Source organism: Vibrio sp. 10N.261.51.A4 (assembly GCF_041471945.1).
Lineage (GTDB): Bacteria > Pseudomonadota > Gammaproteobacteria > Enterobacterales > Vibrionaceae > Vibrio > Vibrio crassostreae_C.
In genome coordinates this window covers 176,977-189,540 of sequence record NZ_JBFRPJ010000026.1, presented here as the reverse complement: position 1 = coordinate 189,540, position 12,564 = coordinate 176,977, and the positions used below count along the sequence as shown (strand labels likewise).

At 44.7% G+C, this 12,564-nt stretch carries 8 protein-coding genes and 6 tRNA genes; 8 read left to right on the top strand and 6 right to left on the bottom strand.

Annotated elements, in window-relative coordinates; all coding sequences use genetic code 11:
• Window positions 1-84: 84 nt before the first annotated feature.
• Window positions 85-175, top strand: a tRNA-Ser gene (locus tag AB4384_RS07360).
• A gap of 116 nt (window positions 176-291) precedes the next feature.
• Here AB4384_RS07360 and ilvY read toward each other — a convergent pair.
• Window positions 292-1,182: an HTH-type transcriptional activator IlvY gene (gene ilvY / locus AB4384_RS07355; protein ID WP_017061966.1), complete on the bottom strand. Its 891-nt coding sequence runs from the start codon at window positions 1,180-1,182 to the stop codon at window positions 292-294.
• A 146-nt stretch (window positions 1,183-1,328) separates the two neighbouring features.
• Between ilvY and ilvC the strand changes: the two genes are divergently transcribed.
• Window positions 1,329-2,813 carry a ketol-acid reductoisomerase gene (gene ilvC, locus AB4384_RS07350; protein ID WP_017061965.1) on the top strand — a complete coding sequence of 495 codons (1,485 nt, stop codon included), beginning with the start codon at window positions 1,329-1,331 and terminating at the stop codon, window positions 2,811-2,813.
• 162 nt (window positions 2,814-2,975) lie between these two features.
• Here ilvC and ubiK read toward each other — a convergent pair whose 3' ends face one another.
• The 4 genes from ubiK to AB4384_RS07330 all read right to left on the bottom strand — a co-directional run bounded on the left by ubiK (window position 2,976) and on the right by AB4384_RS07330 (window position 8,193).
• Window positions 2,976-3,227 carry a ubiquinone biosynthesis accessory factor UbiK gene (ubiK, locus tag AB4384_RS07345; RefSeq protein WP_017061964.1) on the bottom strand — a complete coding sequence of 84 codons (252 nt, stop codon included), beginning with the start codon at window positions 3,225-3,227 and terminating at the stop codon, window positions 2,976-2,978.
• Between the two features lie 119 nt (window positions 3,228-3,346).
• Window positions 3,347-6,475, bottom strand: coding sequence for a multidrug efflux RND transporter permease subunit (locus AB4384_RS07340; protein WP_017061963.1), 3,129 nt, complete (start codon window positions 6,473-6,475; stop codon window positions 3,347-3,349).
• 11 nt (window positions 6,476-6,486) lie between these two features.
• Window positions 6,487-7,593: an efflux RND transporter periplasmic adaptor subunit gene (locus AB4384_RS07335; RefSeq protein WP_372129211.1), complete on the bottom strand. Its 1,107-nt coding sequence runs from the start codon at window positions 7,591-7,593 to the stop codon at window positions 6,487-6,489.
• A gap of 18 nt (window positions 7,594-7,611) precedes the next feature.
• Complete coding sequence (locus tag AB4384_RS07330; RefSeq protein ID WP_017061961.1) at window positions 7,612-8,193, bottom strand: TetR/AcrR family transcriptional regulator; 582 nt, start codon at window positions 8,191-8,193, stop codon at window positions 7,612-7,614.
• A gap of 180 nt (window positions 8,194-8,373) precedes the next feature.
• Between AB4384_RS07330 and rep the strand changes: the two genes are divergently transcribed.
• Complete coding sequence (rep, locus tag AB4384_RS07325) at window positions 8,374-10,392, top strand: DNA helicase Rep (protein WP_017061960.1); 2,019 nt, start codon at window positions 8,374-8,376, stop codon at window positions 10,390-10,392.
• An 81-nt stretch (window positions 10,393-10,473) separates the two neighbouring features.
• On the opposite strand, the gene AB4384_RS07320 is transcribed toward rep, so the two are convergent.
• Window positions 10,474-10,887, bottom strand: coding sequence for a cytochrome c5 family protein (locus tag AB4384_RS07320; RefSeq protein ID WP_372118399.1), 414 nt, complete (start codon window positions 10,885-10,887; stop codon window positions 10,474-10,476).
• Between the two features lie 296 nt (window positions 10,888-11,183).
• Between AB4384_RS07320 and AB4384_RS07315 the strand changes: the two genes are divergently transcribed.
• The 5 genes from AB4384_RS07315 (at window position 11,184) to AB4384_RS07295 (ending at window position 11,791) form a co-directional block, all read left to right on the top strand.
• A tRNA-Arg gene (locus tag AB4384_RS07315) sits at window positions 11,184-11,260 on the top strand.
• Window positions 11,261-11,309: 49 nt separating this feature from the next.
• A tRNA-His gene (locus AB4384_RS07310) sits at window positions 11,310-11,385 on the top strand.
• 77 nt (window positions 11,386-11,462) lie between these two features.
• Window positions 11,463-11,539: transfer RNA gene (locus tag AB4384_RS07305), tRNA-Pro, on the top strand.
• Window positions 11,540-11,583: 44 nt separating this feature from the next.
• Window positions 11,584-11,659, top strand: a tRNA-His gene (locus AB4384_RS07300).
• 55 nt (window positions 11,660-11,714) lie between these two features.
• Window positions 11,715-11,791: transfer RNA gene (locus AB4384_RS07295), tRNA-Pro, on the top strand.
• Window positions 11,792-12,564: the final 773 nt, after the last annotated feature.

Here is a 12,564-nt window from a genome sequence, read left to right as displayed (position 1 = left end):
GACATCGCCAGGCTTTAAATATCGTTACCTGTGTATACATGTAACAACATCTACAGTGTACTAATCTGTTGATGACAATTTTTTGGAGGGATGGCTGAGTGGTCGAAAGCACCGGTCTTGAAAACCGGCAACCGTTAATAGCGGTTCTAGGGTTCAAATCCCTATCCCTCCACCACCATTAGAAAGCCCGCTGAGAAATCAGCGGGCTTTTTTCTTATCTGCGATATACATAAATTAAAGGGTAAGGGCACTGACGTGCTCTTCCCTTTTTTGTATTTAAAACAATGACGACTAGTCCGCTAAATATTTCCCTTCTGCAACTTGCCAGAACGCTCGAATTAGAGGGTTATCTAGCTGTGCTCGCTTACAACATACGCCTAACTCAAATGGCTTGATAGGTTCTATCTTTAAGCGGCTAACTTTATCTCTTACTGGACTGTTGTTTATGACCACATCAGGTGCGATGCCAACTCCACATCCTAGTGCCACCATACTTACAATCGCCTCATGGCCAGAAACTTGCGCGTATATGTTGGGTTTTATCTTCATCTTTTTAAACCATGCATTGGCTCGTTCACGCGCTGTTCCTGCTTCTGGGATGATAAAGGGCACTTCATTCCAGTTTGGCTTATCGGATTGCAGTTGTTGGCTAAAGCTACTCACACCAGATGGAATGATGACTGACAGTGGAATATCGCTGATGGTTTCGAATTCTAACCTTGAAGGAAGGATGTCTGGCTTTGCTGAAATCGCGATATCCGCTTCATCGTTTAAGATCTTGTCGATGGATTGAGCTGGATCACCAGTAGAGAGCTTAAATTCAATATACGGATGAATAGCCCTAAATTCGGTTATGAGTTCAGGTAGGTGACTGTAGCTAGCCGTTACTGAACAAAATATACGGATCTCACCTTTAAGTTCTTGCTCTCCGCCCTTCAGGTGAAGGTTATATTGCTGCCACTCTCCCACGATGCTCAATGCTACAGGCAATAGGTGTTTTCCTGCTGGGGTAAGATCAACACTGCGGTTGTCTCTGATTAGCAGTTCTTGTCCTGTTTCCTCTTCAAGCTTTTGTATCTGACGGCTCAGCGCTGAAGGACTGACGTGCATAGCAGCAGCGGTTTTGCTGAAACTCTTGCTGTCGCATAAATGTATAAATAATTGTAGAGATTTTATGTTCATGTTCTGCGATCGTTTCCATGTTGCATTTATTGCAATAACTAATTGTGAATATATCACTTTCAGCAACGGAGTGTCTGTTTTAGTATGAAGTCATTCGATAGAGAGATATCGACCTTACGGACTTATTTTTAAAGGAGTGCCCTAGAATGGCTAACTATTTCAATACATTAAACCTTCGTGAACAACTAGACCAATTAGGTCGTTGCCGCTTTATGGATCGTGAAGAATTCGCGACAGAAGCTGAATACCTTGAAGGTAAGAAAATCGTAATTGTTGGTTGTGGTGCTCAAGGCCTAAACCAAGGTCTAAATATGCGTGATTCTGGTCTAGACGTATCTTACGCTCTACGCCAAGCGGCAATTGATGAAAAGCGTCAATCATTCAAAAATGCTGATGAAAACGGCTTTGTTGTGGGTAGCTACGAAACGCTAATCCCTCAAGCAGACCTAGTAATCAACCTTACTCCTGATAAGCAACACACAAACGTTGTTGAAACAGTAATGCCTCTAATGAAGCAAGGCGCTGCTCTTGGTTACTCTCACGGCTTCAACGTTGTGGAAGAAGGCATGCAATTACGTGCTGACCTTACTGTAGTAATGGTTGCACCTAAGTGTCCAGGCTCTGAAGTTCGCGAAGAGTACAAACGTGGCTTCGGTGTACCAACACTTATCGCTGTTCACCCAGAAAACGACCCTAAAGGCGAAGGTTGGGATATCGCTAAAGCTTGGGCTGCAGGTACTGGTGGTCACCGTGCAGGTTGCCTAGAGTCTTCTTTCGTAGCAGAAGTTAAATCTGACCTGATGGGTGAGCAAACTATCCTTTGTGGCATGCTACAAGCGGGTTCTATCGTATCTTACGAGAAGATGATTGCTGATGGCATCGAACCTGGCTACGCAGGCAAGCTTCTACAATACGGTTGGGAAACGATTACTGAAGCACTTAAGTTTGGTGGCGTAACTCACATGATGGATCGCCTATCTAACCCGGCTAAAGTTAAAGCGTTTGAGCTTTCTGAAGAGCTTAAAGACCTAATGCGTCCGCTTTACAACAAGCACATGGATGACATCATCTCTGGTCACTTCTCTAGCACAATGATGGCTGACTGGGCGAACGATGACGTGAACCTACTAGGCTGGCGTGAAGAGACAGGCGAAACTGCATTCGAAAACTACCCAGCTTCTGACGTAGAAATCTCAGAGCAAGAGTACTTCGACAACGGTATCCTAATGGTTGCTATGGTTCGTGCCGGTGTTGAGCTAGCATTCGAAGCTATGACGGCATCAGGCATCATTGATGAGTCTGCTTACTACGAATCTCTACATGAGCTTCCACTAATCGCAAACACAGTTGCTCGTAAGCGTCTTTACGAAATGAACGTTGTAATCTCTGATACTGCTGAGTACGGTAACTACCTATTCGCTAACGTAGCAACACCGCTACTACGTGAGAAGTTCATGCCTTCAGTAGCAACGGACGTCATCGGCCGTGGTCTAGGTGAGACATCTAACCAAGTTGATAACGCTAAGCTAATTGAAGTAAACGAAGCTATCCGTAACCACCCTGTAGAATACATTGGTGAAGAGCTACGTAGCTACATGAGCGACATGAAGCGTATCGCTGTTGGCGGTTAATCTTCCAGTTCATCACTGAATAAAAATAGCCCTGAACATTTGTTCGGGGCTTTTTTATGCTTGCAACTATTTTACCGGTGAAGGCTTGATAGATTGAGGAAAAAATAAAGGCTTACCCGAAGGTAAGCCTTTATTCGAACTTGAACTGATTGAAAAAAATGACTATTTGTCTGAAAGCTTTGCTTCTAGTTCAGCCAGTTTTTGTTCCATTTCAGTGAGCTTCTGGCGAGTGCGAAGCAGTACTTGTGTTTGAACATCAAACTCTTCACGGCTCACAACGTCTAGCTTGTTGAGTTGGCCTTGGATAACTTGGCGAACTTTTTGGTCTACGTCTGAACCAAGCTCTTTTACTGGTTGAGGCATAGAATCGTGGATCTGCTTAGCAATTTGCTCTAGTTTTTTTGGATCAAACATATCAATTAAAACTCCTTAATATTTATCACTATTCTATTTAATCACATCAAAGATGTCGCCTATGGCGTACAAAAAAAGGCCACCGAAGTAGCCTTTTTATTGTTAATACGACAGGGAAATTACTTATTGTTAGCTAATTCTCTGTGCGCCGCTTTTGCTTCATCAACACGGGCCAGCTTCTCGAGATCTTTATCTTCGAGGAAAACTGGAATTGGTTTATGTTTTTCGGCTAAGTAGCTATAAATAACCGGTAGAACAAACAGCGTAAACAGCGTACCAATCGCCAGACCAGCAACGATAACAATACCGATACTAAAGCGCTGAGCTGCACCTGCACCCGTGGCGTACATCAATGGGATCAGGCCTGCAATCATCGCCGCTGTTGTCATTAGGATTGGACGTAGACGTACCCTTGCCGCCTCCATAACCGCCTCTTTGCGTGATAATTTATTATGCAGCTGCTCTTCTTTTGCTACCTCACAGATCAAGATACCGTGCTTGGTAATCAGACCAACCAAGGTAATCAGCCCCACTTGCGAGTAGATGTTCATCGTCGCTGCGCCCCAAGCGAGCGCAATCAATGCACCACATATTGCGAGTGGCACCGACACCATGATAACCAATGGATCTTTTAACGACTCAAATTGAATCGCCAGAACCAAGAAGATGATCGCCAGTGCTAAACCGAACGTCACATACAGTGCGCTGCCTTCTGTTACAAACTGACGCGACTCACCCATGTAGTCATGGTTATAGCCTGCAGGTAATTTGGTTTGGGCAATGTTTTCAAACCAGTTTACCGCATCACCCATCGCCGCGCCCGGCATAGGAACCGCACCGACCGTCGCTGAGTTCAACTGGTTGAAGTGAGGAAGAGAGCGAGGCTCTGCCACCACATCAATTGTTACCAAGCTACCGAGAGGAACAGCATCACCATTGCTGGCTCGAACGTAGTAATGATTCATTGACTCTGGGTTTAAGCGGAACTTACGCTCAACCTGAGGGATCACTTCATAAGAACGACCGTTGAGGTCAATACGGTTAACGTAACCATCCGACATCATGGTGCTTAGGGTGACACCGATATCTTGCATCGTTACCCCATAAGCGCCCGCCATATCTTTATCAATTTGAATCTTCATCGTTGCTGAATCGTAGTTCAAATCAAGGTCAGAGTAGACAAAGAGAGGGCTATCTTTCACATCCGTTAAAATATCGGTTGCGATAGCGAATAAGCTCTCAAAGCTGCTTGGTGTGGTAATCACAAACTGGAGTGGTAGACCAGAACCGGCACCCGGCAACTCTGGCATTTGGAACGCGGTTACTGCCATGCCTGGGATATCTTGTAGCAATCCACTGATACGGTTCGTTACCTCAGATTGGCTAGCCGTGCGCTCACTCCATGGCACCATTGAGGCAATACCAAATGCTTGGTTTGAGTTTGGTACACCAGTGAAGGATTGAGCGTATTGGATTTCAGGCTGGGTCACCAAGATACCGCTCACGTCATCCATCGTGTTACTTAGGTAGTCTAGGTTAGCCGTTGATTGACCAGTACCAATCATCATCACCACCCCTTTATCTTCTGCAGGGGCAAGTTCACTTGGGATGAATTTAAACAGCATCGGCAAGCTTAAAAATACAATGACCGCAAAGCCAATGATAACCGGACGATGATCCATGATCGCATGCAGCATCTTAGAGTAACGGCCTGTCATACGATCAAGTACGCTGTGTACCTTCAGTTCAAACTTACTCGGCTGTGCATTTTCTTTTAGCAGCTTTGAACACATCATTGGAGACAGTGTTAAAGCGATGATTCCAGAAACAAATACCGCGCCAGCGAGGGTTAATGCGAACTCTTTAAACAGCGAGCCTGTGATACCACCCATCATTGCGATAGGGGCATAAACCGCGCCCAATGTCAGTGTCATTGCAATAACCGGTACTGCAATTTCACGGGTACCAATGATGGCAGCCCTGAAAGGAGATTCCCCCAATTTGACGTGTCGATCGACGTTTTCCAGTACTACGATTGCATCATCAACCACTAGACCGATTGCTAATACCATCGCCAGTAGCGTCATTAAGTTCCATGAGAAACCCATGACTTGCATCACCATCGCAACACCAACCAGCGATAAAGGGATGGTTACGATAGGAATGATAACCGCACGCAATGAGCCTAAGAATAGCGTGATAACCACTAATACAATCAGCGCGGCTTCAACAATCGTGTGTATAACCTCTTGAATGGATTCATTAATCGCAATGGTTGAGTCATACATGATATTCATGCTGATATTGCTTGGTAGGTTTCGCTCCAACTCAGGATACAGCTGCATAACATCAGCAGCAATGTTGATCGGGTTAGCACTTGGCGCTGCATTGATGGCGGTTACAACCGTTTGTTTGCCATTAGCACTTGCGCGAACCACATCGTGGCTTTTTTCTAGTGAAACCTTAGCAATATCACCTAAGCGAACAATAGAACCGCCATTTTGACTGGTTTTGACCACCAACCTTTCTAATTCATCGGTATTGGTTACTTGGGTATTGGCACTGCCGTTGTACAGCATAAACTCACCAATTGCTTGGCCAGTTGCTGATTGGTAGTTGTTTGCATTAAGCACCGTCATCACGTCAGTGGCTGTCAGGTTTAATGCTGCCATTTTGGAAGGATCAAGCCATACACGTAATGCGTATTTGATCCCGCCGTACAAGTCGACCTTTGATACGCCATTAACGGTAAACAGTTGTGGGTTAACCACTCGCTCAAGGTAGTCGGTAATTTGGCTTGCAGAGAGTTCATCACTCGTAAAACCAATGTAGAGTACCGCCGTTGTTGAACCGGTAGACATAGTTACGGTTGGATCTTCGGCTTCTTTAGGAAGCTGAGAACGTACCGAGTTAGTCTTGGCCAGTATGTCAGACAGCGCGGCATTCGGGTCGGTATTGAGCTTCATATTGACCGTAATAGTCGAGCTACCGAGTACGGACTGCGACGTCATATAATCAATATTATCGGCTTGAGCGATCGCTTGTTCTAATGGCTGAGTTATAAAGCCTTGGATCAGATCGGCACTGGCACCGTAATAGCTCGTCGTGACCGTCACGATCGTATTTGTCATGTCTGGGTATTCACGAACCTGCATTTTGAAGATTGCTTGGAAGCCAAGCAATGCGATCAAAAAGCTGATTGAAATAGCCAGAACTGGACGTTTAATAAAAACATCAGTAAAGCGCATGATTCCTCCAATTACAGCATTGGTGTTTCAGCTGGCGGCGTCGTTGCATCACTTTCTACAACTCGAACTTTAGCATTGTTACTTAAACGAACTTGACCCGTTGTCACGACAACATCGCCAGGCTCTACGCCTTCCAGTATGTGAGCAATACTTTCTGTACGTTCACCTACTTTCACCACTTGTTGTTTCACACGCTGCACACCATCTTCTTCACGTAAAATATAAACATTGTCACCGTAAAGTGTGAAAGTGATGGCCGTCTGAGGCAGTGTCACTTGGTTTGCTAGTTTAGGTAGAATGATGTTAGCGCGCGCAAACATACCGCTACGTAACTTACCATCGTTGTTTGGGATATCGGCTTGTACTTGGATAAGACCACTTTGGATGCTAACCGCAGGCTCAATGGCACTAATAGAACCTTTAAACGGTTTTTCTGGGTATGCATCAACGAAGATGTCGATCGCCTGACCAACCTCAATACGAGAGATGTCATTTTGAGAAATAGTGAAGCGTAGGCGCATAACACTGGTGTCTTCTAGGCGAACGATGTCAGTGCCAGATTGTAGGTATTGGCCTAGATACACATTACGAATACCGACAGTGCCGTCAAACGGAGCGCGGATCTCGCGACGGGCAATCGATGCTTTAAGGCTTTCAATATCAGCTGAAAGAGAGAAGTAGTTAGCTTCTGCTTCATCGTACGCTTCTTTTGAAATAGAACCTTTCTTATACAGGCCTTGGTAGCGTTTGTATTTTGCTTTTGCCGCAGGCAGGCGAGCTTCAGAACTCTTTAGATTTGCCTTTTCTACGCCAGAATCAAGACGAACAAGAAGCTGGTCATTTTTAACATCAGTACCAGAACCAAAAGAGATTTGGTCAATAACACCGCTGGTTTCGTTCGCTAGCGTGACACCTTGGTTAGGTTCTATGAAGCCGATAGCTTCAATTACTGGAACCCAGTCGATCGGCTGAACTTCAGTAACCGTTACTGGAAACTCTGGTTCAGGGCGGTTGGCCATATACTCAGCAATTTTTTGTTGTTTGAACATGTTGAACCCAATAACGCTGCCGAAAAGAAGTACAGCGATGAGTAACATGAAGAAAGTCCACTTTTTCATTATGGTCAAAACTCCGATCTAGTGTTTAATTATTGCGTCCCAACTGGCTTCGATTGCAGATTCTAGTTCTGCCTCATCAAGTTGGTAAAATCCTAAAGAATGCTTGCGTGCTAGAGAAACACTAGCCGCCAAGCTCAATCCACCTAATACTTCATTGTTAAGTGGTTTAAACAATCCTTGTTCTTTCCCCTCATTAAATAGCAGCTCAACTTGGGCAAACATTTTACGTTCTAGTTCCCTGAAGTTTAGGCTATTTGTGATGGGTAGAGAGTCATACTGAACCCGATTTTTTATTGCGGCTAAATTCGTTCCTGCTAAGTTCCATATGTTCAACCACATAGTACGGTAGCGTTGTTTAATTGGATCCGAATCATTAACCCCTTGTTGAACAGCATCAGCTACTCTTTGAGTCACGAGCATTCGAACATCTTCTATCAAATGCTCTTTATCATCGAAGTAGCGATAGATAGTGCCTGCAGCCACTCCCGCTTCTTTGGCTAATTTTTGCATTGAAAGGCCTTGGAAACCGACCTCTGCAATTAGCTTTTCAGCTGCAGAAAGTATTTGCTGGCGTTTATCCCGAGGTGCATGAGTTGTCATATTTCAACCACCAATGAATGAACGTTCATTCATTATAGCCTAATAACCACACACATGTGCAACAAAGTTTTACATAATCAGCGTAAAAATCTTGTATAAGAGAACGTAGCATTCGTGCTGTTGCAGCATTATTATAGGCGCGCAATTGAATTCGCCCCTCTAGACCAAACTGAGAATCAAATGAAACTGAACCCAAGACAAGATGAAGCCGTGAAATATGTTTCGGGCCCCTGCTTAGTATTAGCGGGCGCTGGATCCGGTAAAACACGTGTTATCACCAATAAAATTGCTTATCTGGTTCAGGAATGTGGCTATAAGGCGCGTAATATTGCGGCGGTGACCTTTACTAATAAAGCGGCACGCGAGATGAAAGAGCGTGTTGGGCAAACTCTAGGTAAGGGCGAATCGAAAGGGCTGATTGTTTCGACTTTTCATACCATGGGCTTAACCATCATTCGCCGTGAATACAAAGCGCTGGGTTTGAAAGCGGGTTTCTCTCTGTTTGATGACCAAGACCAGTTAGCTTTGTTAAAAGAGTTAACAGAGAGACAGATCGATGGTGATAAGGATTTGCTACGCGCTTTAATGAGCACCATTTCGAATTGGAAAAATGACATGCTGACGCCAGATCAGGCGAAAGCACGTGCTCAAGGCGAACAAGAGCAGTTGTTTGCATTCTGTTTTGAGATGTACCAGAAACAGATGAAGGCATACAACGCACTCGATTTTGATGATCTGATCGCGATGCCTGTATTACTACTGAAAACCAATCAAGAGGTGCGTGAGCGCTGGCAGTCGCGTATCCGCTATTTACTGGTCGATGAATACCAAGATACCAACACCAGCCAATATGAGTTGGTTCGTTTACTGGTGGGAGAGCGTGGTCGCTTGACGGTAGTAGGTGACGATGACCAATCTATCTATTCATGGCGTGGTGCAAAACCGCAAAACTTGGTGTTGCTGGGTGAGGACTATCCAAATCTTCGCTTGATCAAACTCGAGCAAAACTATCGCTCAACCAGCCGAATATTACGTGCGGCGAACATCTTGATCGCCAACAACCCACACGTTTATGAAAAGTCACTATTCTCAGAGATCCCAGACGGTGAAAAGCTCAAGGTACTGAATGCTAAGAATGAAGAGCATGAAGCAGAGCGTATTACCGGCGAGATCATCGCCCACAAGTTTTTGAACCGTACTGAATACAAAGATTACGCAGTGCTTTACCGTGGTAACCACCAATCACGCTTGATTGAAAAAGCGCTGATGCAGAACCGTGTGCCTTACAAGATCTCTGGCGGTACCTCTTTCTTCGCGAGAGCCGAGATTAAAGACATCATGGCTTACCTGCGTGTGTTGGTGAACCCTGATGATGACAACGCCTTCCTACGTATTGTAAACACACCGCGCCGAGAGATTGGTCCGGTGACGCTTGAGAAGTTAGGCAGCTACGCCAATATGCGTGGCAAGAGCTTGTTTGAAGCCAGCTTTGAGATGGGCTTAGAGCAGACACTGACGGGGCGTGGTTTAGAAAATTTGCGCCGCTTCGGTGACTGGATTGTTCGTATCTCAGACAATGCCGAGCGTGGTAATACGGTTGAAGCCGTTCGTTCTTTGGTTCGTGACATCAACTACGAAGATTGGTTGTACGAAACCTCAGCGAGCCCGAAAGCCGCTGAAATGCGAATGAAGAACGTCTCTGATCTGTATAGCTGGATTGTGGCCGATCTTGAGGGTGACAACTACGATAAAGAAGAGAAAACCCTGCGCGAGGTGGTTCAACGTTTAACGCTGCGCGATATGATGGAGCGTGGTGAGGATGATGACGATGCAGATCAAGTCCAATTAATGACATTGCATGCATCGAAAGGTCTAGAGTTCCCATATGTATTCCTGATGGGTGCAGAAGAGGGCATCTTGCCGCACCAAACCAGTGTCGATGAAGGCAACGTAGAAGAAGAACGTCGTCTTATGTATGTGGGGATTACTCGAGCGCAGAAAGAGCTGACTTTTACTAAGTGTCGTGAACGTCGTCAATATGGTGAATTAATAAAGCCAACACAAAGCCGCTTCCTCGATGAGCTGCCGCACGATGATGTGGAGTGGGAAAGCGTTAAGAAGCCTCAATCCGCTGAAGAAAGAATGGAAAAAGGGCAGGCGCACATTGCGAATATTCGAGCGATGTTCAACAAGAAGTAATGCCCTACTTTAATCGCACTATATAGAAGCCAATAAAAAAGGTGACCATGAGGTCACCTTTTCTGAATCTGGCATTTTTAATTACAGACCGGCAATCATGTGCTCGATAGCATCTTTGATTTCGTCGTCTGAACAATCCATACATGAACCTTTCGCTGGCATCGCATTGAAGCCGTTGATTGCGTGGTCAGCTAGAATGTCGCGACCTTGAGCAATACGAGGCCCCCAATCACCAGCATCACCTGTTTTAGGTGCGCCACTTACGCCAGATGCGTGACAAGCGATACAAAAGGTACCGTAAACTGTTGCGCCATCACGAGGGCCTGTTGGTTCTGCGACTACTGGTTCGCTGCCGACTAGGTAAACTTGACCAACTGGTTTGATGCGTTCAGCAATTGCATCTTGCTCTGCTTCGCTAAGGCCTGAAGCCATTGCGCCAGTTGAAAAGGTTAAAACTGCGATGACAACGCTTAAAATTCGACGAGACATATCCATTAAACTCACTTTACATTCCCAAGGTAAGTACGTGCTTACCAATTTATAGTGTTGGAGGGTGTTTTGGCTTCACCAGCAAAGAGCAACTGTTAAACCAATGTAAATAATGGGTGATTATATCCCGATAAGTTGTTGCAATAAACAACAACTTATAAGCTGTGGCGGGTTGTAGTACTCAAATAAGGGGTTTATCACATATTAACTGTCGAAAAAGAGACCAAACAGAAAAAAAAGTTAAAAAAGTACTAGACGGCATTGGGTGATATACGTATTATTCCACTCCGCCGACAGGGCATGCGCCTGTAGCTCAGCTGGATAGAGCGTTGGCCTCCGGAGCCAAAGGCCGAAGGTTCGAATCCTTTCAGGCGCGCCATCCGGTCTCTTACTTCGGTAAGTGAGAAATTGGCAAAAAAGAAATAATGGTGGCTATAGCTCAGTTGGTAGAGCCCTGGATTGTGATTCCGGTGGTCGCGAGTTCGAATCTCGTTAGCCACCCCATTCTTTCTTTACAAAATATCGGTAGCTTCGGCTTCCAGTGTTGATTCATTATTCCCAAGAGTCGATACAAAACTAGTCGGTGAATAGCGCAGCTTGGTAGCGCATCTGGTTTGGGACCAGAGGGTCGGGGGTTCGAATCCCTCTTCACCGACCACTATTTCAATAATCGCTTTTAAGCGGTTATATAAAAAATTAGTGGTGGCTATAGCTCAGTTGGTAGAGCCCTGGATTGTGATTCCGGTGGTCGCGAGTTCGAATCTCGTTAGCCACCCCATTAATTTTGGTAGCTTCTTTGAAGTTCCCAGTTTGAGAAATCAAACGAAACGTCTCGGTGAATAGCGCAGCTTGGTAGCGCATCTGGTTTGGGACCAGAGGGTCGGGGGTTCGAATCCCTCTTCACCGACCACCTTAAGAAGCCCTAGTCGAAAGACTAGGGCTTTTTTACATCTGAAACTTAGATAACTTGAACAGAGTGGGGTTCGCCTGATGTTCAAAGAATGTCTCTTCACTGATCACTTAAGAAGCCTCAACTAGCCGTCCGCGTCAGAAATGACGGGGCTTCTTACATCTATCTCCCCTTCTTATATAAGACAGATTCCTAACGATCTGCTTGATAATGGTGCTGCTACAGAGTTGCTTTCTTTATCAAATGTACAGTTCTATATCTAATTTTATATAAATGGAGTGCTCAATAATTCGACATATTAATGGGTTTGGTCTAAAGACTTTTATGAAAAGTGAAACCTGACCCTAAATTTGCTCACTAAGGCCTGAATTTGACAGCTTTGTACGCATTTGGTCGTTCAAAAACTCCTCTGATTTATTAGGCCTTTCGTTTGTCTGTTTTGTATTTACCAAAATAATACAGATGGTTAAATGTATGGCTAATTAACGTTTATCTGGTTGTTTTATTTGTTCAAATTAACAAAATTAGCGTTTGTTTCTATAGTGTTAATTGTTTTTTGGAATAATTATTTGTTTTTAGTGACTGGTAGTGAGATCTGCTTTGAAGCACGGCTTTAACTCTACAAGTAAGTAGTGGTAAGGAGTTTGTGAGTATTTCTTGCCGATAATATAATGTTGATTTTTCTTACTATATGCTCTTTTGGTGAATAGTTATGTGGCACTTTTGCTTGCCAAGCGTTTAATGTCGACTTTTTATCCTATTTTTGTTGCTTT